Genomic DNA, 26,436 nt, shown 5'->3' with positions numbered 1-26,436 from the left:
GGGCAGGCTCATGCGGATGCGTGGAAGGGCAGGGTCGATTCGGCGAAGCGCCGGGCCGCCGCGTCGGCGCCGCGCAGCTCGTCCAGGGAGCTGGCCGCGGCCGCGGGCAGGGCCGACAGGGTATCCGCGACCAGGGCGGGAATGTCGAGGAAACCGATCCGGCCCTGAAGGAACGCTGAAACCGCCACCTCGTTCGCCGCGTTCAGGGTGGCGGGGGCGGTGCCGCCCGCCAGCAGCGCCTGCCGGGCCAGGCGCAGGCACGGGAAGGTCTCCGGGTCCGGCGGCTCGAAGTCGAGGCGGCCGTGCGCCAGCAGGTCGAGCCCGGCGACGCCGGAGGCGATCCGCTGCGGCCAGCCCAGGCCCACGGCCAACGCGGTACGCATGTCCGGCAGGCCCAGTTGCGCCAGGGTGGAACCGTCGTCGAACTCGACCAGCGAGTGCACCAGGCTCTGCGGATGCACCAGCACGTCGATGCGCGCATCGGGCAGGCCGAACAGGTGGTGGGCCTCGATCACCTCCAGGCCCTTGTTCATCAGCGTCGCGGAATCGACCGAGATCTTCGGCCCCATCGACCATTTCGGGTGGGCGACCGCCTGGGCGGGAGTGACCCCGGCCAGGTCCGCGCGCTTGCGCCCGCGGAACGGCCCGCCCGATGCGGTCAGCACGATCCGCCGCACGCCGCCGTCGACACGGCCCTCGGGCAGGCACTGGAAGATCGCGTTGTGCTCGCTGTCGATCGGGATGATGGTCGCGCCGGCGGCGCGCGCCACCGCGGTGAGCAGTTCGCCGGCGAGCACCAGCGATTCCTTGTTCGCCAGCAGCAGGCGCTTGCCCGCGCGGGCCGCGGCCAGGGTGGAATCGAGGCCGGCGGCGCCGACGATCGCGGCGACCACGGTGTCGCAGGCATCGCCGGCAGCCAGTTCCTCCAGCGTTCGCGCGCCGGCGTGGGGTTGCGTCGGCAGGTCGGCCTCGCGCAGCCCATCGCGCAGCGCCCCGAAGCGGCTCTCGTCGGCGATGACGGCGTGGTCGGGACGGTGCCGGCGGCACAGCGCCACCAGCGCCTCGGCGTTGCAACCGGCGGCCAGCACCCCGGCGCGCAGCCGTTGCGGGTGCCGGGCGATCACGTCCAGCGCCGAGTTCCCGATCGAACCGGTCGCGCCGAGCACGGCGACGGTGCGGAACTCGTTCATGCCGGCGACTGCGCCGATGGCGGCGGCGACGGGCGGGCGATCGGGCGCACCATCAGAAACCCAGCCAGATCTGGCCGAGGGCGAACACCGGCAGCGCGGCGAGCACGCTGTCGATGCGGTCGAGCAGGCCGCCGTGGCCGGGGATCATCGTGCCCGAATCCTTGGCACCGACGTGGCGCTTGAGCAGGCTTTCGTACAGGTCGCCGACCACCGAGAACAGGATCGTCAGCACTGCCACCAGCGCGACCAGGGGCAGCTGCGCGAGTTCCGCGCCCGCCAGCGGCGCGGCCAGCACGGCCAGCAGGACGCCCGCGAGCAGCCCTCCGGCCAGTCCCTCGACGGTCTTGTTGGGGCTGATCTGCGGCGCCAGCTTGCGCCGTCCGAAGCGGCGGCCCGCGAAATACGCGCCGCTGTCCGCCGCCCAGATCATCGCCAGCGCGATCAGCAACCAGCGGTGGCCGTAGGGCTGGCCGGCGTGGATCAGCGCCAGCGCGCACCAGGCCGGGATCACGCTGGCGGTGGCGGCGGCCAGCTTGATCACGCGGGCGTGGGTGTCGTGGTCGGATGCGAAGCCGGTATGGCGCAGCCACAGCACGGCCAGCAGCCACCAGATCACGCCGGCGACGGTGAGCAACTTGAACAGCACCAGCGAGCCGCTGCTGTCGGTGGACGAGGCCCAGACCAGCGCCACCATCAGCAGCAGGTTGGCCAGCAGCAGGACTCCGCGGGACAGGCCGTCCTCGACCTCGGCCAGCCGGAACCACTCCCACAGGCCGGCCAGGAACAGCACGGCGCTCAGCGCCACGATCCACGGCGTGGACAACAGCAGCACGGCGGCGATCGCCACCGGGGCCATGATCAGCGAGGCCAGTACACGGGTCTTCGTCATGCGTGCGGGATGTCCGTCGTTGGATTCGAAGGCACGTCGACCTGGTCGCTGGTCAGGCCGAAACGGCGTTCGCGCGCCGCATAGTCGGCCAGGGCCCGCTGCAGGACGGCCGTATCGAGTTCCGGCCACAGGGTCTCGGTGAACCACAGTTCGGTGTAGGCCAGTTGCCAGAGCAGGAAATTGCTGATGCGCAGGTCGCCGCCGGTGCGGATGAACAGGTCCGGCGCCGGCAGGTCCGCCAGCGCCATGCGCGCGGCGACCGCGGACTCGTCGATGTCCTCGGGCCGCAGCCGGCCGGCGGCGACGTCCTCGGCGAGCGCGCGCGCGGCCTGGGCGATGTCCTGGCGGCCGCCGTAGCTGGCGGCGACGGTCAGCTGCAGGCGGTCGTTGCCGCGGGTGCGGGCCTCGGCGGCGTCCATGCGCTCGCGGATCGCATGGCTGAAGCGCTCGCGCTCGCCGATGAAGCGGATGCGCACCCGGCGCCGGTCGAGCTCCTCGACCTCGCGTTCGAGCGCGTTGAGGAACAGCTTCATCAGCGCGCCGACCTCCTCTTCGGGTCGGCCCCAGTTCTCGCTGGAAAAGGCGAACAGCGTCAGCGCGCCGATGCCCCGTTCCAGGCAGAAGTCGATGCACAGGTTGACCGCGCGCGCCCCGGCGCGGTGGCCGACCATGCGCGGACGCCGGCGCCGCGCGGCCCAGCGCCCGTTGCCGTCCATGATGACGGCGACGTGCCGCGGCACGTCGCCGCGATTGGCGATTCGTGATTCGTGATTCGAAAGAGCGTGGTCCCGCGGATCTGGAGTCTCAGGCAATGGAATGGCCCCTTCAGGCTTTGGCTTTTGACCAATCACGAATCACCAATCACCAATCCCGGCTCTCATACCGCCATCAACTCCTGCTCCTTGGCCTTGACCACCTCGTCCACGTCCTTGATCGCCTGGTCGGTCAGCTTCTGGATCTCGTCCTCGCTGCGGCGCTCCTCGTCCTCGCTGATCTGCTTGTCCTTGAGCAGCTCCTTGACCTGCTGGTTGGCGTCGCGGCGGATGTTGCGGATCGCGATCTTGGCGTTCTCGCCCTCGTGGTGGACGTGCTTGGAGAGCTCCTTGCGGCGCTCCTCGGTCAGCGCCGGGATGTTGATGCGGATGACGGTGCCGGCGGTGTTCGGCGTCAGGCCCAGGTCGGAGGCGAGGATCGCCTTCTCCACCGGGCCGACCATCTGCTTCTCCCAAGGCGTGATCGTCAGCGAACGCGCGTCGGAGACCGCGATGCTGGCGACCTGCGACAACGGCATGTCGGAACCGTAGTAGTTCACTTTCAGGTGTTCGACCAGCGCCGTCGAGGCGCGGCCGGTACGGACCTTGGTCAGGTCGTGGCGCAGCGCCTCGATGCTCTTGTGCATACGGGTCTGCGCGTCTTTCTGGATTTCATTGAGCATCGCCGGCTCCGGTCGATTGGCGGTAACCGCCGGATTATAGCGGGCTCGGCGACGGAGGCCGGATCGAAGGCGGCCGCCGCGGTGCCCGGCGCGCTGAGCGGGCCCGCCTGTTGCGGTTTCGGTCAGGTGGCGCGCTCGGGCATGCAGGCGCCGTCGTGCTCGACCTGCAGCGTGACGTGGTTGATCGCGAAGCGCCGGTCCAGCTCGCGGGCGGTGTCGCGCAGGAAGGCGTCATGATCGCCGGCCGCCGGACGCACCAGGTGCGCGGTCATCGCGATGCGCCCGGCCGCCAGCGGCCAGATGTGCAGGTGATGGACCGCCGAGACCTGCGGCAGGCCCGCCAGGAAGGCGCGGACCGCGGCTGGATCGACATGCGCGGGCACCGCGTCCATGACCGCGTTGAAGCTGTCGCGCAGCAGCCCGAACGCGCCCCAGGCGATCACCACGCCGATCAGCACCGCGATCGCCGGATCCAGCCACGCCCAGCCCAGGGTCAGCATGCCGATGCCGGCCAGCACCGCCGCCACCGAAACGGCGGCGTCGGCCATCAGGTGCAGGTAGGCGCCGCGGCGGTTGAGATCCCCGGCGTGGCCGCCGCGCAGCAGCCAGGCGGCGCCGAGATTGACCGCGATGCCGATCGCCGCCACCACGATCACGGGCATTGCCGGGATTTCCGGGGGGCGGCCGACGCGCCCGGCGGCCTCCCAGATCAGGGCGCCGGAGAAGGCGACGATCAGCAGCGCGTTGGCCAGCGGCGACAGCAGCGTCGCGCGGCCCCAGCCGTAGGTGAGGCGACCGCGGGCGGGGCGCTGCGCCAGCGCCGCGGCGCCCCAGGCCAGGGCCAGCCCGAGCACGTCGCCCAGGTTGTGCAGCGCATCGGAGAGCAGGGCGAGGGAATTGATCGCGAAGCCGTAGCCGGCCTCCAGCGCGGTATAGGCCAGGTTGATCAGCGTCACCACGGCGAACGTCCGGGTCGACGAGCCGTGACCATGCCCGTGATCGTGATGGCCGTGACCGTGCATAGGCCAATGTTGGCATGCGCGGGCGGGCGGACACTATTTCACCGGTTCACCGGCCGCGCTTGTGGGAGCGACGGAAGTCGCGACATCCTTTTCGGGCAGATCGAGTCGCGACTTCCCGGCGGCGGCATGCCGCCGCCACTCCCACAGGAGGAAAGGGCGTCCAGCAGGAGAAGGCGCCGAATGGTCCCGGGCGCCGAAAAAGCTCAGCCGCGTCCCTGCACCAGCGTGCCGATCGGCTCGCCCTTGAGTATCCGCAGCAGCTGCCCCGGCTGGCTCATGTCGAAGATCCGCAGCGGCAGCTCGCTGTCGCGGCACAGCGCGAACGCGGCGGTGTCCATCACCTGCAGGTTGCGGGCGATCACCTCGTCGTAGCTGAGGGTCTCGAAGCGCGTCGCGGCGGGGTTCTTCTTGGGATCGGAATCGTAGACGCCGTCGACCTTGGTCGCCTTCAGCAACAGGTCGGCGCCGATCTCGATCGCGCGCAGCGCCGCGCCCGAATCGGTGGTGAAGAACGGATTGCCGGTGCCGGCGGCGAAGATCACGATGCGCCCTTTTTCCAGGTGGCGGATGGCGCGGCGGCGGATGTAGTCCTCGCAGACGTCGTTGATCTTGATCGCGCTCATCACCCGCGCCTTGGCGCCCACCTTCTCCAGCGCGTCCTGCATCGCCAGCGCGTTGATCACCGTGGCCAGCATGCCCATCTGGTCGCCGGTGACCCGGTCCATGCCGCCGGCGGCGAGACCGGCGCCACGGAAGATGTTGCCGCCCCCGACCACCAGCGCGATCTCGGCCCCGGCCTGCTGCGCTTCCACCACCTCCTGCGCCAGCCGCCCGATGACCTTGGGATCGATCCCGTAGTCCTCGTCCCCCATCAGGGCCTCGCCGGACAGCTTGAGCAGGACGCGGCGATAGGGAAGTGGCGACATGGGCGGCTCCGGGCGGGTAAACGAGAGAATTCTAGCCGAAAGCCGCCGTGGCTCCAGCGATTGGCCCGGAGCCCACCAACTGCCGTCGATAAAAAGACGCCCGCTTACGCGGGCGCCCAAGGCTATGGAGAGGACAGCAAATCAAAAATCGTAGCGGACAGTGAGCCGACCGGTACGGGGGGCCTGGTAGCTGATCGGCCGCTGCGTGGAGTGGTAGGGATTACCTGGAGCGCCGATCTCACCGTACTCGATGACACTCTGGACCGGCTGCGAGTCTGTGACGTTGAACAAATCGAACCCGACCACCAGCTTGTGATCCAGGAAGGCCGGCGACCAAGCCACCCCGAGATCGAGCTTGCCGGTCCAGGGTAAACGTCCGGCACTGCCGCGCGGGCTGGGCTCGCCGTTGCAGTACATGTAGTACGGACCGCCGTATTCCACGTTGTCCCGGAACTCGTCCGACTCATCGAGGCTCGGGCCGTTGTAGATGCCGAGACAGTTCTTCGGGCGACCGGAATGGACGACCATCGTCGCCGAGAAGCGCCACTCCGGGTTCATCTGGTAGAAACCGAAGGCCTTGACGTAGTGCCGGCGATCGTTGGGCAGGTAGCCGTTGGTGTGCTCCGCCAGTTCTGGATGGTCCCAGTCCTGGGTCATCGACACGTCACCCTGGCCGATATCGGACTTCAGCTGACCCTCGGCATTGCCGTAGTTCCTCGAGAACGTGTAGTCGAGCTTGTAGTACCAGGTGCCGTCGAATGGACGTTCGAGGAACAGGTCGATGCCTTGATACGAGCGCTTCAGCTTCGGGAAGCGGAGTTCGGCCGCAGTGAGCGGTACCTCGTAGAGGTTGCCGTCGGCGTCGTCCAGGACGAAGGTGTTGTCTTCGCCCGGATTGAACAAGCGGCAGTGCGCCAGCGAGTCGCCGATCTGCGTTGCGATGTCCTCTGAGTAACCGTTGCGGATCGCCCAAGCATAGGCAGGCCGATGGTCGCACATGTCGTCGATCGCGCTTTTCAGGTCACGATAGATGTAGCGCGCACCGAAGATGTGCTTGTCGCCCAGCGCTTTCTCGAAACCGATCGCGAACTCGTCCTGGTAGTGCGAGTCGATGTCCTTGGCCGCGACCGTGAGCGGGTTCGGAGCCTGGCCGAACTCGTTATTGGACGAATGCGGCCCGTCGCCCAGCGCAGTCAGCCCGAGGGGTTCGCCAGTCGTCGGGTCGATGCCGGTGAACGCAAAGTACTCCTGGGTATAAAGCGAGCCGGCAGCGCCACGGCGGGCCACGTTGTTCGGCATGGCCAAGTGGTAGCGGCCGACATTGGCGAAGACCTTAAGGCTGGAATCGCCGTGCACGTCCCAGGCGGCTCCGATGCGCGGCGCCCACTGGTTCTTCTGCTCGACGTAGATGATGCCGTCCGCGTTGTAGTTCTCGAAGTTCTCATTGCGCAGGCCGAGCGACAGCAGCCAGCGATCGTTCACCTGCCAGCGGTCCTCGAGATAGTACGCATACTGCTTGACCTCGAAGGTGCCGCCGTTGGCGTAGATGTACCGGACTACATAGTCGCCGTTGCCGCCCGGGCCGCTCGCGCCACCGCTGCCAGGGATCGTATCGTTCGCCGCATCGGGGCCGACCGACGCGTAGCGCCAACGGTAGCCGGGCCCCGAGGTCTGCTCGCCGGCCCGCGAGGTCGAGTCGATGCGGTCGTAGCCCAGGCGCAGGCCATGATTCCCCAGCTGCCAGTCGAGATCCAGGCGTCCGCCTTCGGTCTCATCGAATGCGTCGGGGAACGCAATCTGGTCGAATTGGCCATGCTGGACCGGGTTGGGAATGTTGCGGCCGTCGCTGACGTAGACGACGCTGGGATCGTAGCCGATCAAGTTTTCGATGTGATCCTGCTTCTGGCGCCCGTACAGTGCCGACAAGGTCAAATTGTCGGTGAGATAGCCGGTGTACCTGCCGATATACAGCTCGCCGCCATCCTCCCATTCGTAGCCCGATGGCTCAGCGTCCCAGTCGATCTGGTTGGTATCGTAATCGTAGGGCTGGAAAACTGCGGTCTGCTTGGTCACGTCGGAAACGGCAGTCAACTCGAGCAGGTGATCGTCGGTGATGTGCCAGTCCACCTTGGCCAGCCACCGCGGCACTTCGTAGTCGCGTTCATAGTACTGGTTGGTCCCGCGTGCGGAATAGGTTTCCCGCTCCCGATCCGTGAACTCCGCGCTGGCGTAGAAGAACAGCCTGTCCTTCACGATGGGGCCACTCACGTAACCTCCATACAGTATTTGGTCGTCTGTTTGCGCCGCAAGGTTCTGGTAGAGCAGGCCGTCGTTCGCAGTTCCGTTCAATGGATAGTAGATGTTGCGCTGCTCGGCCCGCAGGCTCTCGGGTGTCCATGTCACCGACAGGCCGCCGTTCCATTCGTTGGTGCCTCGTTGGGTGATGATGTTCTCCACGCCACCGGTGGCGCGGCCGAATTCTGCACCGTAACCGCCAATGAAGGCCTGGTATTGGCTAATTCCGTTGAACGGGAGCGTGGTTCTGCCCAGGTTGGTCAACGGGTTGGTGACCGGATAGCCGTTGATGTAAGTAGCGTTCTCGGAGGCGGCGGAGCCGCCGAAGGACTGAACGGGAGCGCCAGCTGCATTGGTATAGCGAGAATCTGCAGCGACCACGCCCGGCGTCAGCATCGCGACTGCTTCGATGTTGTTGGCCACCGTTATCCGTTGAAGATCCTGCGCAGTGAACACCACTCGTGTGTCGGTGTTGGATACGTCGATGAAGGACGCGGCGGTGCCCTGCACCGTGACCGTCGCGAAGTCCTGCACGTCGTCCTGGGCAGGTGCGAACGAGACTTCCGCGCCTCCGCCGAGCACCACCTGCACTCCGCTCCGGCTTCCGACTTCCTGGCCATCCCGAATAACGCTGACGTCGTATTCGCCGACCGGCAAGGAGGGCACCCGGTATCGTCCGCGGGTGTCGACCTGGATTTCGCGACGCATCCCGGTTTCGCTGCTGTGGATGACGACAGTCGAGCCTGGTTCCGCATTGCCGAAAATTGAGCCCGCGGCGTTCGACTGGGCGTGGGCAAGACCGTTCAGGCCCATGCACAGCGCAACGCACAACGCGGCGCGTTTCAGATTACGCATTCGTATTTCCCCCGAGTCAAATTGACGAAACTTGCTGTCAAGCCAGGCACATCCAGCTGTACGGATGTGCGTCTTCCCCCTGGGCTGGAGTCTTACACATGACGAGAGAATGACAAAATGCCGTTATTTTTGTTAAATTTACGTTAAAGAAATCATGCGCGCCGCAGTTGACGAACCGAAACCGGAATGCCTGGCAACAGCAGGCTGCAGCGCGGCGAGCACCGGTCATGATGTTCCGGCAGACTGCGACGAGTTGGAGAGCCAGGTCGGTCGAAGCCGGAGGCCTCAAACGAGAAAGGCCGCGGTAAGCCGCGGCCTTCTTCAGGAGGAGATTTCGGTCGATGTGACGTTCAGGCGAGTCCGGCCTGCTTCATCACCTCGGCGGCGTAGTCCTCGACCACCTTCTCGATGCCTTCGCCCACGGCCAGACGCTGGAAGCCGACCACGTCGGCGCCGGTGGCCTTCAGCGCGGCCTCGACGCTCTGGTTGGTGTCGAGCACGTAGGGCTGGCCGTAGAGGGTGACCTCGTTGACGATCTTGTTGATCTTGCCGCTGATGATCTTCTCCAGGATCTCGGCCGGCTTGGCGCGGTCCTTGTCGGACATCTTGGCCAGCTCGATCTCCTTCTCCTTGGCGATGAAGTCGGCCGGGACGTCGGCGGCCTTGTTGTAGGGCGGGTTCATCGCGGCGACGTGCATCGCCAGGCCGCGCGCCAGTTCGGCATCGCCGCCCTGGACCTCGACCAGCACGCCGATGCGGCCGCCGTGGACGTAGGCGGCGACGTTGTTGTCGCTGTCGACGCGGGCGATGCGGCGCACCTGTACGTTCTCGCCGACCTTGGCGATCAACGCGGCGCGAGCTTCCTCGACGCTTTCGCCGGAGGCGAGCTTCGCGGCCTTGAGCGCTTCGACGTCGGTGCCGTCGGAAGCGAGCGCGGCGTCGGCCACGGCCTCGGTGAAGGCGATGAAGTTCTCGTCCTTGGCCACGAAATCGGTCTCGGAGTTGACCTCGACCAGCACGGCCTTGCCGTCGGCCTGCGCGGTGGCGATGCGGCCTTCGGCGGCGACGCGGCTGGCCTTCTTGTCGGCCTTGGCGAGCCCCGACTTGCGCAGCGCCTCGGCTGCGGCGTCGATGTCGCCGCTGTTTTCGGTGAGCGCCTTCTTGCACTCCATCATGCCGGCGCCGGTGCGCTCGCGCAGTTCCTTGACCTGGCTTGCGGTGATTTCCATTGGGGGTACCTCGATCGTGGGTATTGCGCGGGAGCGCCCGGCGGGGAATGCCGGACCGTTGCCTGGCCGCGCCCATCGGGCGCTCCTGCGGGAAAGGCGGCTGCGCACCATGGCGCAGCCGCGTGACGTGCCGGTTACTCGGCGGCCGGCGCTTCCGGTGCAGCGGTATCCAGCTCACCGCTCTGGGCGGTGTTGGGCTCGGCGGCTGCGGCTTCGGCGGCGGAGACCTGCTCAGCGGCAACGGCCGTGGAGGCGGCTGCCGGCTTCTTCTCCGGGGCCTTCTTCGCGGCGCTCTTCCTGGCCGGGGCGCGGCGCTTGTCGCCATCGCCGCCCTCGGTGAAGTCCTCCTCGCGGACCGTGGCGGCCGAAGGCGCCGCGGCCTTGCCTTCGAGCACGGCGTCGGCGGCGGCGCGGGCGTACAGCTGCACGGCGCGGATGGCGTCGTCGTTGCCGGGGATGGCGTAGTCGACCAGGGCCGGATCGTAGTTGGTGTCGACCACCGCGATCACCGGGATGCCGAGCTTCTTGGCCTCCTTGATCGCGATGTCCTCGTGGCCGATGTCGATCACGAACAGGGCGTCGGGCAGGCGGTTCATCTCCTTGATGCCGCCGAGCGAGGCCAGCAGCTTCTCGCGCTCGCGGCGCAGGCCCAGCACTTCGTGCTTGACCAGCTTGTCGAAGGTGCCGTCGGTCTCGGCGGCTTCCAGCTCCTTCAGGCGGCCGACCGACTTCTTCACGGTGGCGAAGTTGGTCAGGGTGCCGCCCAGCCAGCGCTGGGTCATGTACGGCATGCCGCAGCGCTCGGCCTCTTCCTTCACCGCCTCGCGCGCGCTGCGCTTGGTGCCGACGAACAGGATGATGCCGCGCTTCTGGGCGATGGCGGAGACGAAGTTCATCGCGTCGCCGAACAGCGGCACGGTCTTCTCGAGGTTGATGATGTGGATCTTGCCGCGGGCGCCGAAGATGTACGGCGCCATCTTCGGGTTCCAATAGCGGGTCTGGTGGCCGAAGTGCACGCCGGCCTCCAGCATCTGGCGCATGGTGATCTGGGGCATTTCTTGAAACTCCTGGCAGTGGAACCGGCCGCCGGCCATGTGAATGGGATAGGGCGGTACGCCCGCGGGCGGGCGAAGGTTCCGGGGTTGGGCCTCCCCGCTGTCTCCGTGACCGAACTCCGCATGTTTCGCGGAGCACCCCGGCACGGGCTGTGGCAGCGGGTGTGTATTCGCCGGTGACGCCCGGCGTGGGCGGCGCTGCCGACGGATGGTCGGATGCAGCCGGAGAATTGTAGCCGGATCAGGTGGTTATGGGCAAGCCGGGGGGCTACTCCGATGGTTCGGGCTTGTGGCTGGCAGGCATCCGGCTGTTCGCTGCCGGAGCCGGCGAGGGTGGGGCGGGAGCCGGCGTGCGGGGGATGCGGAAAGCTGGCCATGGATGGCCAGCGGCCCCGAGTCAGGACAGGATGTCCTGACCGAGGGGTGGAGCATTCCCCGCACGTCGGCTCCCGCGAAGAGGTTTGTAAACGAATGCGGCGACGCCTCATTGCTCGATCGCGCCACGTACGGCCGCACCTTGCGCTCGAGCGCAGCCGCCGACCCAGCATGCCGCAATCGGCGATAATGGCCGCATGAGCATTTCCCTGAAGACCCCCGAAGAGATCGAGCGGATGCGCGAGGCCGGGCGCCTGGCGGCCGAGGTGCTGCAGGTGGTCGCGTCCCATGTGAAGCCGGGGGCCACCACCGAGGACCTCGACCGCATCTGCCACGACCACATCGTCCGGGTGCAGGGCGCCACGCCGGCCAACATCGGCTATCGCGGCTATCCCAAGTCGACCTGCATCTCCGCCAACAACGTCATCTGCCACGGCATCCCCAGCGAGGCCAAGGTGCTGAAGGACGGCGACATCATCAACATCGACGTCACCGTCATCAAGGACGGCTGGCACGGCGACACCAGCCGCATGTACTACGTCGGCGAGCCGTCGGTGATGGCCAGGCGGCTGGTCGAGACCACCCGCCGGGCGCTGTTCGAGGGCATCCGCGCCGTGCGTCCCGGGGCGACCCTGGGCGACGTCGGCCACGCGATCCAGACCTACGCCGAGAGCGAGCGCTTCAGCGTGGTGCGCGAGTACTGCGGCCACGGCATCGGCAAGGTCTACCACGACGAACCGCAGGTGCTGCATTACGGCCGCCCGGGCGACGGCCTGGTGCTGAAGCAGGGGATGACCTTCACCATCGAGCCGATGATCAACGAGGGCTCGCGCCACACCCGCGTGCTGCCCGACGGCTGGACCGTGGTGACGAAGGACCGCAAGCTGTCGGCGCAGTGGGAGCACACCATCGCCGTGACCGGGGACGGCTTCGACATCCTCACCCGGATCCCCGGCGACGACAACGACCAGTTTCTCTGATGGCGAACGCGGCGCCAGGGGGGCAGCCGAACGGCGGCGATACGATCGACGACGCCGCCTGGGCCGCGGAAGCGCGCGCCGCGCTGGCCGACCACGATGCCGAGCTCGCGCGCCGCTTCGACGAAGGCGAGGACATCGACCGGCTGCTGGCCGAGCGCGTCAACGCGGTCGACGGCTGGGTGCGGCAGACCTGGGCGCGCTGCATTCCTTCCGACGCGCCGCTGGCGCTGTTCGCGGTCGGCGGCTACGGCCGCGGCGAACTGTTCCCGCATTCGGACATCGACGTGCTGGCGTTGGCGGAGGAGGGTTCGCAGGCGCGGCATGCCGACGCGCTGGCGCGGTTGTTCGCGTTGCTGTGGGACGCCGGCCTGCCGGTGGGCCACGCCGTGCGCAGCGCCGCCGAGTGCACCCGTGCCGCCGCCGACGACCTGACCGTGCAGACCACGCTGCAGGAGGCACGGCCGCTGCTGGCCAACCTGGCCGAGGTGCGCACCCTGAACGACGCGATCTCGACCGCGCGCACCTGGCCGCCGCGCGAATACTTCGCGGCCAAGCGCGAAGAGCAGCGCACCCGCCACGCCCGCTACGGCGACACCGCCGACAACCTCGAGCCCAACCTCAAGGACGGTCCCGGCGGCCTGCGCGACGTGCAGACCCTGCGCTGGATGGCGCGCCGCGTGCTGGACGCCTACGGCTTCGAGCAGCTGATCACCCTCGGTCTGCTGGGGGTGGATGAGCACGCCACCCTGGAGCGCGAACGGCGCACGCTGTCGCGGCTGCGCTTCGGCCTGCACCTGGTCGCCGGCAAGGCCGAGGAACGCCTGCGCTTCGACCACCAGAAGGCGCTGGCGGCGCGCCTGGCGCACGTCGACGAGGCCGACAACGGCCTGGTCGAGCAGATGATGCAGGAGTTCTACCGCAGCGCCTCGGTGGTGCTGCGCCTCAACGACCGCCTGCTGCAGCGCTTCGAGGAGCAGATCGAGGGCGAGGGCGAGCTGGTGCCGCTGGACGCCGAGTTCGCCACCCGGCGCGGCTACCTGGCCGCGCGCGACGAGGTCTGGCCCGGCGGCGACATCGGCCGCGTGTTCGACCTGTTCGCGATCTGGGCCGAGCGCCCGGACGTGCGCGGCCTGCATTCGCAGACCGCGCGCGCCCTGGCCGAGTCGCTGCACGCCTTGCCGTCCTGGCGCGATGCCGACCCGGAGCTGCGCGGCCAGTTCATGGCGCTGCTGCGCGGTCCCACGCCGGTGCGCACGCTCGAGCGGATGTCGCGCATGGGCGTGCTCGGCGTGTGGATTCCCGAGTTCGCGCAGGTGTCCGGACGCATGCAGTTCGACCTGTTCCATGTCTACACCGTCGACCAGCACACCCTGGCGGTGCTGCGCAACATCGCCAGCTTCGCCGACGAAAGCCCGGACGAGCGCTTCTCCACCGCGCACGAGGTCTGGCCGCAGTTGCGCAAGCCGGAACTGTTGTTGCTGGCGGGCCTGTTCCACGACATCGCCAAGGGCCGCGGTGGCGACCATTCCGAACTCGGCGCCGTCGACGCGCGCGAATTCGGCGAAGGCCATGGCCTGAGCGACGCCGACACCGCCCTGGTCGAATGGCTGGTGCGCAAGCACCTGCTGATGTCGACCACCGCGCAGAAGCTCGATACCTCCGATCCGGCGGTGATCCACCGTTTCGCCAGCGAGGTCGCCGATCGCGAACGGCTCGACTACCTCTACCTGCTGACTTGCGCCGACATCGCCGGCACCTCGCCGCGGCTGTGGAACGCCTGGAAGGACCGCCTGCTGACCGACCTGCGCACCGCCACCCGGCTGGCGATGCGGCGCGGGCTGGAGAATCCGGTGGCGGCGGTGGAGCGCGTCGCCGAGGCGCGCGATCGCGCGCGCGGCCTGCTGTCCGCCTACGGCGTCGACGACGACGAGGCCGACGCGCTGTTCGCGCGCATGCCCGAGAACGTGTTCCTGCGCGGCCGCGCCGACCAGGTCGCCTGGCAGGCGCTGGCGCTGCGCGGCACCGCGCCCGGCGACACGGTGGTGCGCGTGCGGCGCCTGGCGGCGGGCGCGCAGGCGCTGGAGGTGTTCGTGCATTCGCGCGACCGCGACGGCCTGTTCACCGCGATCGCGATCAGCCTGGACCGCAGCGGCCTGGCGATCCAGCAGGCGCGCGCCATCGACGGGCCGGGCGGCACCATCTTCGACGTGTTCCAGGTGCTGCCGACCGATCCGCGCCACGTGCCGGACCTGCCGGCGATCGAACGCAAGCTCGTCACGGTGCTCGCGGGATCGCTCGACGTGCGCCCGGCGCGCCGCGCGCAGCCGCGCCACCTGCGCCATTTCCGGGTGGTGCCGCAGATCGATTTCAGCGACAGCGCCGACGGCCGCCACACCGTCTTCAGCCTGGTCTGCACCGACCGCCCCGGGCTGCTGGCCGATGTCGCCCACGTGCTGCGCCTGCAGGGCCTGCGCGTGCACGACGCGCGCGTGGCCACCTACGGCGAGCGCGTCGAGGACGTGTTCCGGCTGGCCGACGCCGGCAACAACGCGCTCGATGCGGCGCGGCGCGAATCGCTGCGCCAGGCGCTGCTGGCCGTGCTCGACGGCGATGCCCCCCGATGATTCCTGCCGAGACCGACAGCCCATGACCGATCCGACCTTCGCCGCCGATGCCGCCGCGCTCGAGCTGCTTCGCGCCACCATCGACAGTGCCTTCGACCGCCGCGCCGCGCTGACGCCGGAGGAAACCGCCGGCGCCGTGCGTCCCGCGATCGAACAGGCCATGCGCGGGCTGGAGTGCGGCGCGCTGCGGGTCGCCGAGCCCGACGGCGACGGCGGCTGGCGCGTCAACGAGTGGTTGAAGAAGGCGGTGCTGCTGTACTTCCGGATCAACGACATGGCCGTGATCGACGCGCAGCCGGCGCCGTTCTGGGACAAGGTGGAAGCCCGCTTCGCCGGCCACGACGAGGCGGCGTTCCGGAACCTGGGCGTGCGCGTGGTGCCCGGCGCGGTGGCGCGGCGCGGCAGTCACCTGGGCCGCGACGTGGTGCTGATGCCGAGCTTCGTCAACATCGGCGCGTACGTCGGCGCGGGCACCATGGTCGATACCTGGGCCACGGTCGGCTCCTGCGCGCAGGTGGGCCGCCACTGCCACATTTCCGGCGGCGCCGGCATCGGCGGCGTGCTCGAGCCGCTGCAGGCCGCGCCGACGATCATCGAGGACCACTGCTTCATCGGCGCCCGCTCGGAGGTCGTCGAGGGCGTGATCGTCGGCCACCACAGCGTGATCGGGATGGGCGTGTTCCTCGGCCAGAGCACGCGCATCTACGATCGCGCCACGGGCGAGATCGGCTACGGGCGGGTGCCGCCCGGGAGCGTCGTGGTCGCCGGTTCGCTGCCCGCGGCCGACGGCAGCCATTCGCTGTACTGCGCGGTGATCGTCAAGCGGGTCGACGAGCGCACGCGCGCGAAGACCTCGGTCAACGAGTTGTTGCGCGGTTTGGCGGACTGAAGCTCTTCCCTTATCCCTTCGGGAGAAGAGCCTGCCCCCGAGCGTTTTAGTCGGGGGTGGCGCGAAGCGCCGGATGAGCGTACGACGAAGCAGCGGCGAACTGAACCATCGCGGCTTCGCCGTACCCTCACTCCGACCCCGGCCGTGCCAGCGGCACGGGGGGCGCTCCAGCGCACGCGCGCCAGTGGCGCGCAAGCTGTACGCTGTCGCCCCGAAGGGAGAGGGGCTTTAGAGTGCAATGAGTGGAGACATCATGGTTACCCTCTACGGGCTGAAGAACTGCGATACCTGCAAGAAGGCGCGAAAGTGGCTGGACCGCTTCGGCGTCGCGCACGACTTCGTCGACTACCGCGACATGCCGCAGGCGCCGGAGACGCTGTCGGAGTGGGCGCGGCAGTCGGGCGGCTGGGACGCGCTGGTCAACAAGTCCTCGACCACCTGGCGCACCCTGCCGCCGAACCGCAAGGCGCCGGGCACCGAGGCCGAATGGAAGCTGCTGCTCAAGGAATACCCGCAGCTGATCCGGCGTCCGGTGGTGGTGACCGACGACGGCGTCGTGACCCAGGGCTTCACCGACAACGGCTTCAAGAAGCGTTTCGGGCAGGAAGGCGCCGGGCGATGAGCGGTCGGGATCGAGAGATCCCGGCCTACGCCGGGATGACGAGCGATTTACGCTCACCCCCTCACTCCTCACTCCTCACGCCATGCCCGATGTCCTCGACCTCACCTGCGACCTGATCGGCCGTGCCTCGGTCACGCCGGACGACGCCGGCTGCCAGGCGCTGATCGCCGCGCGGCTGGAAGCGGCGGGCTTCGCCTGCGAGCGGCTGCGCTACGGCGCCGTCGACAACCTGTGGGCGACGCACGGCAGCGGCGGGCCGGTGCTGGTCCTGCTCGGGCACACCGACGTGGTGCCGCCGGGGCCGCGCGAGGCCTGGGCGAGCGATCCCTTCGCGCCGGAGGTCCGCGACGGCGTGCTGTACGGGCGCGGTGCGGCCGACATGAAGAGCGGGGTGGCCGCGTTCGTGGTCGCCGCCGAGCGCTTCGTGGCCGTGCATCCGGACCATCCCGGGACCGTGGCGCTGCTGCTGACCTCGGACGAGGAGGGCGATGCCGTCGACGGCGTGCGCCGGATCGCCGCGACCTTCCGCGAGCGCGGCCAGCGCATCGACTGGTGCATCACCGGCGAGCCCTCGTCGAAGCAGCGGCTGGGCGACCTGCTGCGGGTCGGCCGGCGCGGTTCGCTGTCGGCGACGCTGACCGTGCGCGGCGTGCAGGGGCACGTCGCCTATCCGGAGAAAGCGCGCAATCCGGTGCACCAGGCGTTGCCGGCACTGGCGGAACTCGTGTCGCGGCGCTGGGACGACGGCTACGAGAGCTTCCCGCCGACCAGCCTGCAGATCTCCGATGTCCACGCCGGCACCGGCGCCAACAACGTGATCCCGGGCGAACTGCAGGTGCAGTTCAACCTGCGCTACAACCCGCACTGGAATGCCGAACGGCTGGAGGAGGAGATCGCCGCGCTGCTCGATCGCCACGGACTGGACCACGACGTGCGCTGGCACCGCAGCGGCGAGCCGTTCCATACGCCGGAAGGTCCGCTGCGCGCGGCCGCGCGCGCGGTGCTGGCCGATTTCACCGGCAGCCCTCCCGAGGAAAGCACCGGCGGCGGCACGTCCGATGCCCGCTTCATCGCACCGCTCGGCGCGCACTGCATCGAGCTGGGGCCGGTCAACGCCAGCATCCACAAGGTCGACGAACACGTCCGGGTGGCCGACCTGCAGGCGCTGCCGGGACTGTATCTGGCGCTGATCGAGCGGCTGCTGGCGCGGGAGTGAGAAATGAGGAGCGAGAAACGAGAGACCCGCTCCCTCCCACTCCTCACTCCTCATTTCTCGCTCCTGCCTTCCCAGGCATTGACCACCGCGCAGAACAGCCGCGCGGTCTGCTCGGCGTCGTAGATCGCCGAATGCGCCTCGGCGCTGTCCCAGGGAAAGCCTGCGGCCTGCACCGCGCGCGCCAGCACCGTCTGGCCGTAGGCGACGCCGCCCAGGGTCACGGTGTCGAACACGCTGAAGGGATGGAACGGATTGCGCTTGTGGCCGCATCGCGCGACCGTGGCGTTGAGGAAATGCAGGTCGAAATGCGCGTTGTGGCCGACCAGGATCGCGCGCTGGCAGCCGTGTTTCTTCACCGCGGTGCGGATCGGCGCGAACACGTGGTTCAGCGCCTCGCGCTCGGGTTTCGCCAGGCGGAAGGGATGATCGAGGTCGATGCCGGTGAACTCCAGCGACTTCGGATCGACCTCGGTGCCCTCCGCCGGGATCACGTGCGCGCTGGCGGTCTCGCCGGGCACGAGCCGGCCATCGGCGTCGAGGTCGATCGGTACCACCGCGATCTCGAGCAGCGCGTGCCGGTTCCAGTCGAAGCCGCCGGTTTCCACGTCCACCGCGACCGGCAGGTAGCCGCGAAAGCGCTTCGCCAGCGGGCTCGGGGCGCCGGCGGCCGGTTCATTATCGTCCATCGGACAAGCCTATCCCAATCCGTGGAGCGGAGCTCGCTCCGCTGCCACCGTTCCCGCGCGCGCGGCGAAGCGGATTCCGCCGGGCGGAACATCGCCGCGGGCGATCGACCGGGGAGCGCTCAATCGGCGCGGCCGGCGAACTCGCCGGTCGTGGTGTTGACCAGCACGCGTTCGCCGTTGCCGATGTACTCGGGCACCTGGATCTCGATGCCGGTGCTCAGGCGGGCCGGCTTCGGACGCTTGGTGGCGGTGCCGCCCTTGAGCTCCGGCGGCGTTTCCACGACCTCGAGCGCCACGCTCTGCGGCAGCTGCACCGCGACAGGCTGCTCGTCGATGATCTGCACGTGGCAACCGGCCAGGCCGTCGCTGATGTAACCGGCGGCTTCGCCCACGGCGTCGGCGTCGAGCGTGTAGGGCGAGTAGTCCTCGTCGTCGAGGAACACGAAGGCCTCGCCGTCCTTGTAGGAGAAGGTGGCCTGCCGGCGCGAGAGCTCGACCTCCTTGAGCTCGTCGTCGGCGCGCAGCGACAGGTCGTACTTGCTGCCGCCGGGCACCGAGTACAGGGTGAAGCGGAACGTGACGTTGCCGCCGCGCCCCTGGGGCGAGCTGCGCTCGATGTCGCGCACCTGGTATACGGTGCCGTTGTGTTCGACGACGTTGCCTTTCTTGATGTCGGAGGCTTTCATAAGGGCCGGGATTGGGGATTGGGGATTCGGGATTGGGAAGAGCAGGGACGTTGATGCTGAGGTCGGGGAGGTGATCGGGTGATCGCTCTTGCGAATCCCCAATCCCCAATCCCGGCTTTACTTCGGTGCCAGCCGCACGGCCCCGTCCAGGCGGATCGTCTCGCCGTTGAGATAACGATTGCCGATGAGATAGGCGACCAGGTCGGCGAACTCGGCCGGCTGGCCGAGCCGCGACGGGAACGGGATCGAGGCCGACAGCGACTGCTGCACTTCCTCCGGCATGCCGTCGACCATCGGCGTCCAGAAGATGCCCGGCGCGACCGTGTTGACGCGGATGCCGAAGCGCGCGAACTCGCGCGCCATCGGCAGGGTCATGCCGACCACGCCGGCCTTGGAGGCGGAGTAGGCCGCCTGGCCGATCTGGCCCTCGTAGGCCGCCACCGAGGCGGTGTTGACGATCACGCCGCGCTCGCCGTCCTCGCCGGGGTCGTTGTGCTGCATCACCGCGGCGGCCGCCTTGGCGACGTTGAAGCTGCCGACCAGGTTCACCATCACCGTGGTCGAGAACTGCCGCAGCGGCATCGGCGCCTCGCGCCCGAGCACGCGGCCGGCGCCGAGGATGCCGGCGCAGTTGACCGCCGCGTCCAGGCCGCCGAGGAAATCCCGGGCGGCGTCGACGTTGGCGATCACGCCGTTTTCGTCGGTGACGTCGGTGCGGAGGAAACGCGCCCGGGCTTCGCCCAGTTCGGCGATGGCGGCGGCGCCCTTGTCGTCGTCGACGTCGAACAACGCCACCTTGCCGCCCTGGGCGACCAGGTGCCGGGCGACCGCCAGGCCGAGGCCGGATACGCCGCCGGTGACGATGGCGCGGATGTCGGAAAGCTGCATGGACGCTCCTGCGATGCGAAAGCCGAGATTTTACCGCGCCAGGCAGCCAATTCCGCCGCGGTGACAATTGGGCCGTCGCCACGGCTGTCGCCAATGAATAGCCGCGCCAGGCATCCGTGTCCGTCGCGGTGACAGAAAGGCCGTCGCCACGGCTGCCGCCAATGAATAGCCGCGCCAGGCATCCGTGTCCGTCGCGGTGACAGGAAGGCCGTCGCCACGGCTGCCGCCAATGAATAGCCGCGCCAAGCAGCCATTTCCGTCGCGGTGATAGAAGGCCGTCGCCACGGGCGCCGCCAACGAGTAGCCGGCGCGTCGAGCCCGGATCATGGTCCACAATCGCAAAGGGCCCGGCGTCCCGCCTGCACCGCTGATGGCGACGACCCAGGCCCGTTCTTCACCGCGGCGGAAGCCGCCCGCCGGCTTCCCGCGATCCCTCCTAGGAGCGCCATGCGCGCGATGCGGCGGGCGCCGGCAGCGGCCGCATCCGGCGGATGCCGCGACCCTGGACCGGCAGGTCCGCCGGTCACCGAAATCCGCGGCCGGCGAAGCACCCGCGATATCGCGCGCTGCGCTCCTACGAAGTCGCGGCGGATGCGCGGGCGTTGTCGCCCGTGATGCGGTGCGCGAACTCGTCCGGCCGCAGGCCGGGCGCGAACAGGAATCCCTGGCCCACGGACACGCCGAGTTCGAGCAGGAACCGGCGCTGTTCCTCGGATTCGACCCCTTCGGCGACCAGGCCCAGCCCGAGGCTGCGGGCGATGCCGGCGATCGCCTGGCAGACCGCGACGTCGGAATGGTTCCGCGGCACGCCTTCGACGAACAGCTGGCTCAGCTTCATGCCGTGGATCGGCAGCCGGCGCAGGTAGTTGAGCGCGCTGTAGCCTTCGCCGAAGTCGTCGATGGTCAGCATCACGCCCATCTCGCGCAGTTCGGCGAAGGTACGCAGGGTGTCCGGCGCGTCTTCGATCAGCGCCCGCTCGGTGAACTCCAGTTCCAGCGCCGCGCCGGGCAGCCGGTACTCGTCGAGCACGCTGCGCACGGTGCCGGCCAGGTCGTCGCCGAGGAACTGGCGGTAGGAGACGTTGACCGCGACCCGGACGATGCCCAGCCCGGCGTCACGCCAGGCCGCGACCTGCTGGCAGGCCTCGCTCAGCACCCAACGGCCGATCCGCACGATGTCGCCGGTGGTCTCGGCGTGGCCGATGAAATGATCGGGGCGCATTTCGCCGAGCTGGCGGTTGCGCCAGCGGATCAGCGCCTCGGCGGCGACGATGCCGCCCTTGCGCATGTCCACCTGCGGCTGGTAGACCAGATGGAACTCGCCGTTGTCGACCGCGCGCCGCAGGTGCGTCTCCATCCGCAGGCGGTCCCTGCGCGACTGCGCCAGCGCCGGGCTGTACGCCTGCCAGCCGTTGCGGGCCCGGCGCTTGCTGTCGTACATGGCCGCGTCGGCGCTCTGGATCAATGTCTGCGGCCGGTCGCCGTCCTCCGGCGCGCGCGCGATGCCGATGCTGGCGGTGACGTCGAACTCCTCGCCGGCGTGGCGGAAGCCGTGGTCGAAGGCGTCGAGGATCCGCTGTGCCACGCGCTCGGGGCGCGCCGGATCGTCGGCCAGGCTGCACACCACCAGGAACTCGTCGCCGCCGAAGCGCGCGATCAGCCCCTCGGTGCCGACCGCGTGGCCGATGCGGTCGGCGACGTGGCGCAGCAGTTCGTCGCCGGCGCCATGGCCGAGCACGTCGTTGACCATCTTGAAGCGGTCGAGGTCGAGATAGAGCACCGCCAGCGGCGACTGCGCCGGATCGCCCATGCGCGCGCCGATCTCGCCGAGGATCGCGTCGCGATTGAGCAGTCCGGTCAGCGGATCGGTGCGGGCCTGCACCCGCAGGGTCTCCTCGGCCTGCTTGCGCTCGCTGATGTCCTGCAGGGTGCCGGTGAGGCTGACGTTGGCCGATTCGTCGCGTTCCGGTTCGCCGATGATGCGGATCCACAGCATGCGTCCGTCGCTGCGCCGCCCCTGCAGTTCCAGGTCGATCGGCTGCTGCTGTTGCCGTGCGTGCTGCAGGGCATGCTCGAAGCGGCCGCGATCGCTCTCGCGCAGCGATTGCAGCAGCGCACCCATGGTGGTGGGCCGTCGTGGCTGGCCCAGGATGCGCGCCGCCTCGTCGGTCAGGTACAGCGCGTCCCGGCCGGCTTCCCATTCCCAGCCGCCGATCCGCGCCAGCGCCTGGGCCCGGCTGAACAGCGCGCTGTCGCGCTTGAGCCGGGTGACGTCGCTGAAGAACGAGATCACCTGGTGCGGGGTGCAGCTGCCGGGCATGAACAGCGGCACGGTGGTCACCGACAGCCAGCGCAGGCGGCGCTCGGGCTTGTGGTACAGGCCCAGCACCGTGCTCTGCGTGGCCTTGCCGTTGCGCAGGGTGCGGGTGGTCGGCAGGTCCTCGTCGGCGATGCGGCGGCCGCTCTCGTCCAGCAGGGTCCACGCCTCCGGGGCAAGGTAGTCCTCGAGGCTGTGGTCCTCCTCGGCGCCGAGGATGCGCATCGCCGCGGCGTTGGCCTGCAGCGGGCGGTTGTCGGCGTCGTGCACCAGCACGCCCTTGTCGATCACCTCCAGCAGCTGGCCGTAGCGCGATTCCGCCTCGCGGCGCGCGCTGAGGTCGCGGGCCACGGCGACGATGCAGCGCCGCCCCTCGTGCACGAACCCGGCCGAATGCACCTCCACCGGAAAGCGGCTGCCGTCGCCGCGCATGTTGGTGACCTCGACCACGTAGGTGCCGCCGCGGCGCAGCGTCTCGAGCACCGGCTGCAGGTGATCCTCGGGCAGGTCCGGATTGAGGACCTCGATCGGCTGGCCGACGATCTCGTCGCGGCTGCGCCGGTAGGCGGCCATGCCGGCCTTGTTGAGGTCGAGCACGATGCCGGTCTCGTCGAGGATGCTGACCGGGTCGGGAACCGCGTCGAACAGCGCGCGGTAGCGCGACTGGGCCGACTCGGCGCCGGCCTTCGCCGTGCGCAGGGAAATGCCGGCGGCGGCGAGGAGGTCGCGGATGCCGGCGGGCAGGGATTGGTCGCGGCAGGCGGCCTCGAGTGCGTCCGCGAGCCGCGCCGGATCCGCGTCGGCGGGCGCGGCTGGACGTTCCCGGGCTTGCGGCTTGCGGCTCATCCCACGGCCGGTGCCGCGATTTCGCCGTCCGGCGCCATGGCGCGGCCGACGCGGCTGCCGGTCCCGCGCCCGAGCAGCGCCGCCAGCCAGCGGCCGGTCCCGGCGAGCGCGGGAAGATCGATGCCGGTGCCGATGCCGATGCCCTGCAGCATATAGGCCACGTCCTCGCTGGCGACGTTGCCGCTGGCGCCGCGCGCATAGGGGCAGCCGCCGGTGCCGGCGACGGCGGCGTCGACGACCGCCACGCCTTCCTTCAGGCAGGCCAGGATGTTCGCCAGCGCCTGGCCGTAGGTGTCGTGGAAATGGACCGCCAGCGCCGCCACCGGCACCGCTGCGGCGACCGCGCGCAGCATCGCCCGCGCCTTCAGCGGCGTGCCGACGCCGATGGTGTCGCCGAGCGAGATCTCGTAGCAGCCCATGTCGTGCAGCGCCCGCGCCACGCGCACCACGTCGGCCAGCGGCACCTCGCCCTGGTACGGGCAGCCGAGCACCGTGGAGACATAGCCGCGCACGCGCACGCCGTCCGCGCGCGCGCGCGCCAGCACCGGCGCGAAGCGCTGCAGCGATTCGTCGATCGAGGCGTTGATGTTCTTGCGGTTGAAGGCCTCCGAGGCGGCGGTGAACACCGCGATCTCCTCGACGCCGACCGCGCGCGCGCGGTCGTAGCCGGCCTCGTTGGGCACCAGCACCGGATAGGCCACCCCCGGCCTGCGGCCGATGCCGGCGTAGACCTCGGCGGCGTCGGCCAGTTGCGGGACCCATTTCGGGCTGACGAAACTGGTCGCCTCGATCGTCTTCAGCCCGGTGGCGGACAGGCGGTCGATCAGCTCGATCTTGGCCGCGGTGGGCACCTGCGCCCGCTCGTTCTGCAGCCCGTCGCGCGGGCCGACTTCGACGATGCGGACGGTGTCGGGGAACTGGTTCATTCGGCTTCGCTCGGGGAGAGGGGCGCCAGGCGCTTGTCGAACACGATTTTCGGATCCTGCGGCGAGGGTACCGCTTCCAGTGCCACGATCCGGTAGCCCTCGCCGATCAGCAGCCGCAGCATGCCGGGAAAGCCGTTGCGCGACTTGACCCGTACGCTGGCGTAACCGGACTCGCGCAAACGGCGCTCCTGCTCGTGCAGCAGCGCCCGGGCGATGCCGTGGCGCCGGTATGGTGGCAGCACCGCGCCGATCCAGCTGTAGAACCTACGCATTTCGAGCGGGTAACCGGCCTTGTAGCCGACCGGCTGGCCGTCGGCGAAGGCGACGAGGATCAGCGCGCCGTTGTCGCTGCGCAGGCGCTCGCCCAGGACGGCGGCCCGCTTCGGGCAGGAGAACTCGGGGATTCGCGCCTCCAGTGCCGCAATGTCGCCGATCGCGCCGCGGTCGATGCGGATCTCCATGCACGCGCCTCCATCGTCAGGCTTCGGCCTGCAGCACGACCAGCACCGCATCGCCGTCGACGAAATCGCCGACCGCGGCCCGGACCTCGGCGACCACGCCGGTGCGCGGCGCGCGCAGGGTCAGCTCCATCTTCATCGCCTCCATCACCAGCAGCGCCTGGCCCTCGGCGACTTCGGCGTCCGGCACGGCCTCGACCAGCACCACGCGGCCGGGCATCGGCGCGGTGATGCGGTCGCTGCCGGCCGCGTCGGCGCCGGCCTCGGAGCGGAACGCGGGCACCCGTGCGAAGTGCAGGCGTCGCGCACCGCCGTGCACGGTCACGCTGTCGTCGTCGACGTGCGCGAGAAAGCGTCGGCCCGCGCCGTCGACGCGCAGCGACAGTTCGCCGCCGCCCGAGCGCGCACCCTCGATCCGCAGCACGGTGCCGTCGGCGATGCGCAGCCGGTAGTCGCCGCCGGTGCCGGACGCGTGCAGTTCCATGCGCCGTTCGCGATGCTGCAGCACCAGCAGCCGGTCGCCGGCATGGCCCAGGCGCCAGCCGTCGGCGGTCGCCCACGGCGAGTTCGGCTCCGGCGACGCCGCGGCCGCGGCGCGGTGCTCGCGTTCGTCGTGCAGCAGCGCGGCCGCGGCCGCGGCGGCCAGTTCCGCGGCTGCCGGCGGGTCCGGCGGGGGCAGCACCTCGTCGAGGTGGCGGTCGAGGTAGCCGGTGTCGATCCTGCCTTCGGTCACCACCGGGTGACGCACCAGCCGTTCGAGGAACTCGATGTTGGATTTCGGGCCGATGATCCGGCAGGCCGCCAGTGCCTCGCGCAGGCGGGCGAGGGCGCGCGGCCGGTCGCTGTCGTGGACGATCAGCTTGGCGATCATCGGATCGTAGAAGATCGTGACCGTATCGCCCTCGACCACGCCCGAATCCACGCGTACGTGAGGCGACTGCGGCGGCAGCCGCAGCTGCTGCAGGCGGCCCGAACCCGGTAGGAAGCCGGCCTCCGGGTCCTCGGCGTAGAGCCGCACCTCGATCGCATGGCCGTGCTGGGCGACGGCGTCCTGCGACAGGGGTAGGGCCTCGCCGGCGGCCACGCGCAGCTGCCATTCGACCAGGTCGAGCCCGGTCACCAGCTCCGTCACCGGATGCTCGACCTGCAGGCGGGTGTTGATCTCCATGAAGAAGAAGCCGCCGTCGGGCGCGACGATGAACTCCACCGTGCCGGCATTCTGGTAGTCGATCGCGCGCGCCGCCAGTACCGCGGCCTCGCCCATGCGCGCGCGCAGCTGCGGAGTGAGGAACGGCGACGGCGACTCCTCCAGCACCTTCTGGTAGCGGCGCTGCGCCGAGCACTCGCGCTCGTTGAGATGGATCGTGTTGCCGTGGCTGTCGCCGAAGACCTGGATCTCGATGTGCCGGGGCTGTTCGACGTAGCGCTCCAGCAGCACGCGATCGCGCCCGAACGCGTTCGCCGCCTCGCGCCTGCAGCTGTCCAGGCTCGACAGGAAATCGGCGGCGTCGCGCACCACGCGCATGCCCTTGCCGCCGCCGCCGTGCGCGGCCTTGATCATCAGGGGATAGCCGATCCGCGCGGCCTCGCGCTCGAGCGTCTCGGGCGCCTGGTCCTCGCCGGTGTAGCCGGGCACCACCGGCACGCCCGCGGCCTGCATCAGTTCCTTGGCGCCGGCCTTGCTGCCCATCCGGCGCATCGAGGAAGCCCTGGGACCGATGAAGGCGAGGCCGGCCGCTTCCACCGCGTCGGCGAAGTCCGCGTTCTCGCTGAGGAAGCCGTAGCCGGGATGGATGGCCTGCGCGCCGCTGCGCTTGGCGACCTCGAGGATCGCGTCGGCACGCAGGTAGCTGTCCTGCGGCCGCGGCCCGCCGACCGGATGCGCCTCGTCGGCCAGGCGCACGTGCTGCGCATCGGCGTCGGCCTCGGAGAACACCGCGACGGTGCGGATGCCGAGCCGGCGCGCGGTGCGGATCACCCGGCAGGCGATCTCGCCGCGGTTGGCGATCAGGATCTTGTCGAACATG

At 69.5% G+C, this 26,436-nt stretch carries 21 protein-coding genes; 5 read left to right on the top strand and 16 right to left on the bottom strand.

Going from position 1 to position 26,436, the window contains the following annotated elements; all coding sequences use genetic code 11:
- Positions 1 to 8: 8 nt before the first annotated feature.
- The 9 genes from dxr to rpsB all read right to left on the bottom strand — a co-directional run bounded on the left by dxr (position 9) and on the right by rpsB (position 10,896).
- Positions 9 to 1,190: a 1-deoxy-D-xylulose-5-phosphate reductoisomerase gene (gene dxr, locus U3649_RS14000; protein WP_407351923.1), complete on the bottom strand. Its 1,182-nt coding sequence runs from the start codon at positions 1,188 to 1,190 to the stop codon at positions 9 to 11.
- Positions 1,191 to 1,242: 52 nt separating this feature from the next.
- Positions 1,243 to 2,079 carry a phosphatidate cytidylyltransferase gene (locus U3649_RS13995; RefSeq protein ID WP_407351922.1) on the bottom strand — a complete coding sequence of 279 codons (837 nt, stop codon included), beginning with the start codon at positions 2,077 to 2,079 and terminating at the stop codon, positions 1,243 to 1,245.
- A complete protein-coding gene (gene uppS / locus U3649_RS13990) occupies positions 2,076 to 2,819 on the bottom strand; it encodes a polyprenyl diphosphate synthase (RefSeq protein ID WP_407351921.1) in 744 nt (247 codons plus the stop codon). Before uppS ends, U3649_RS13995 begins: the two co-directional genes overlap by 4 nt.
- Before the next feature lie 137 nt (positions 2,820 to 2,956).
- The gene (gene frr / locus U3649_RS13985) at positions 2,957 to 3,514 is read right to left on the bottom strand and encodes a ribosome recycling factor (RefSeq protein WP_407351920.1); all 558 of its coding nucleotides are present in this window, start codon (positions 3,512 to 3,514) and stop codon (positions 2,957 to 2,959) included.
- A 122-nt stretch (positions 3,515 to 3,636) separates the two neighbouring features.
- The gene (locus tag U3649_RS13980; RefSeq protein ID WP_407351919.1) at positions 3,637 to 4,536 is read right to left on the bottom strand and encodes a cation diffusion facilitator family transporter; all 900 of its coding nucleotides are present in this window, start codon (positions 4,534 to 4,536) and stop codon (positions 3,637 to 3,639) included.
- Positions 4,537 to 4,739: 203 nt separating this feature from the next.
- Positions 4,740 to 5,462: a UMP kinase gene (gene pyrH, locus U3649_RS13975; protein WP_407351918.1), complete on the bottom strand. Its 723-nt coding sequence runs from the start codon at positions 5,460 to 5,462 to the stop codon at positions 4,740 to 4,742.
- Between the two features lie 141 nt (positions 5,463 to 5,603).
- Positions 5,604 to 8,612 (bottom strand): carboxypeptidase regulatory-like domain-containing protein, encoded by a 3,009-nt coding sequence (locus U3649_RS13970; protein ID WP_407351917.1) that lies wholly within the window; start codon positions 8,610 to 8,612, stop codon positions 5,604 to 5,606.
- 350 nt (positions 8,613 to 8,962) lie between these two features.
- Positions 8,963 to 9,841: a translation elongation factor Ts gene (tsf, locus tag U3649_RS13965; protein WP_407351916.1), complete on the bottom strand. Its 879-nt coding sequence runs from the start codon at positions 9,839 to 9,841 to the stop codon at positions 8,963 to 8,965.
- 134 nt (positions 9,842 to 9,975) lie between these two features.
- Positions 9,976 to 10,896, bottom strand: coding sequence for a 30S ribosomal protein S2 (gene rpsB, locus U3649_RS13960; protein WP_407351915.1), 921 nt, complete (start codon positions 10,894 to 10,896; stop codon positions 9,976 to 9,978).
- Between the two features lie 572 nt (positions 10,897 to 11,468).
- Between rpsB and map the strand changes: the two genes are divergently transcribed.
- The 5 genes from map to dapE all read left to right on the top strand — a co-directional run bounded on the left by map (position 11,469) and on the right by dapE (position 17,602).
- Positions 11,469 to 12,251: a type I methionyl aminopeptidase gene (gene map, locus U3649_RS13955; protein ID WP_407351914.1), complete on the top strand. Its 783-nt coding sequence runs from the start codon at positions 11,469 to 11,471 to the stop codon at positions 12,249 to 12,251.
- A complete protein-coding gene (gene glnD / locus U3649_RS13950; RefSeq protein ID WP_407351913.1) occupies positions 12,251 to 14,875 on the top strand; it encodes a [protein-PII] uridylyltransferase in 2,625 nt (874 codons plus the stop codon). Before map ends, glnD begins: the two co-directional genes overlap by 1 nt.
- A 22-nt stretch (positions 14,876 to 14,897) precedes the next feature.
- Positions 14,898 to 15,764, top strand: a complete 867-nt coding sequence (gene dapD, locus U3649_RS13945; protein ID WP_407351912.1) for a 2,3,4,5-tetrahydropyridine-2,6-dicarboxylate N-succinyltransferase — start codon at positions 14,898 to 14,900, stop codon at positions 15,762 to 15,764.
- Positions 15,765 to 16,017: 253 nt separating this feature from the next.
- Positions 16,018 to 16,386 carry a Spx/MgsR family RNA polymerase-binding regulatory protein gene (locus U3649_RS13940; RefSeq protein ID WP_407351911.1) on the top strand — a complete coding sequence of 123 codons (369 nt, stop codon included), beginning with the start codon at positions 16,018 to 16,020 and terminating at the stop codon, positions 16,384 to 16,386.
- 82 nt (positions 16,387 to 16,468) lie between these two features.
- A complete protein-coding gene (gene dapE, locus U3649_RS13935) occupies positions 16,469 to 17,602 on the top strand; it encodes a succinyl-diaminopimelate desuccinylase (RefSeq protein ID WP_407351910.1) in 1,134 nt (377 codons plus the stop codon).
- Positions 17,603 to 17,652: 50 nt separating this feature from the next.
- Here dapE and rnt read toward each other — a convergent pair whose 3' ends face one another.
- The 7 genes from rnt to U3649_RS13900 form a co-directional block, all read right to left on the bottom strand.
- Entirely contained in the window at positions 17,653 to 18,288 is a 636-nt protein-coding gene (rnt, locus tag U3649_RS13930; RefSeq protein ID WP_407351909.1) for a ribonuclease T, read from the bottom strand.
- Positions 18,289 to 18,407: 119 nt separating this feature from the next.
- On the bottom strand, positions 18,408 to 18,974 hold the full coding sequence (gene yeiP / locus U3649_RS13925) for an elongation factor P-like protein YeiP (protein ID WP_407351908.1): 567 nt from the start codon (positions 18,972 to 18,974) through the stop codon (positions 18,408 to 18,410).
- A 117-nt stretch (positions 18,975 to 19,091) separates the two neighbouring features.
- On the bottom strand, positions 19,092 to 19,862 hold the full coding sequence (locus tag U3649_RS13920; protein WP_407351907.1) for an SDR family NAD(P)-dependent oxidoreductase: 771 nt from the start codon (positions 19,860 to 19,862) through the stop codon (positions 19,092 to 19,094).
- A 574-nt stretch (positions 19,863 to 20,436) separates the two neighbouring features.
- On the bottom strand, positions 20,437 to 23,025 hold the full coding sequence (locus U3649_RS13915) for an EAL domain-containing protein (RefSeq protein WP_407351906.1): 2,589 nt from the start codon (positions 23,023 to 23,025) through the stop codon (positions 20,437 to 20,439).
- Complete coding sequence (locus tag U3649_RS13910) at positions 23,022 to 23,951, bottom strand: hydroxymethylglutaryl-CoA lyase (RefSeq protein ID WP_407351905.1); 930 nt, start codon at positions 23,949 to 23,951, stop codon at positions 23,022 to 23,024. The genes U3649_RS13915 and U3649_RS13910 overlap by 4 nt, the downstream gene beginning before the upstream one ends.
- On the bottom strand, positions 23,948 to 24,412 hold the full coding sequence (locus U3649_RS13905) for a GNAT family N-acetyltransferase (protein WP_407351904.1): 465 nt from the start codon (positions 24,410 to 24,412) through the stop codon (positions 23,948 to 23,950). The genes U3649_RS13910 and U3649_RS13905 overlap by 4 nt, the downstream gene beginning before the upstream one ends.
- A gap of 16 nt (positions 24,413 to 24,428) precedes the next feature.
- Positions 24,429 to 26,435 carry an acetyl/propionyl/methylcrotonyl-CoA carboxylase subunit alpha gene (locus tag U3649_RS13900; protein WP_407351903.1) on the bottom strand — a complete coding sequence of 669 codons (2,007 nt, stop codon included), beginning with the start codon at positions 26,433 to 26,435 and terminating at the stop codon, positions 24,429 to 24,431.
- Position 26,436: the final 1 nt, after the last annotated feature.

The organism is Luteimonas sp. R10 (assembly GCF_045689605.1).
Lineage (GTDB): Bacteria > Pseudomonadota > Gammaproteobacteria > Xanthomonadales > Xanthomonadaceae > Luteimonas.
The sequence above is the reverse complement of the archived record's forward strand: the minus strand, read 5'-3'. Positions and strand labels throughout refer to the sequence as shown.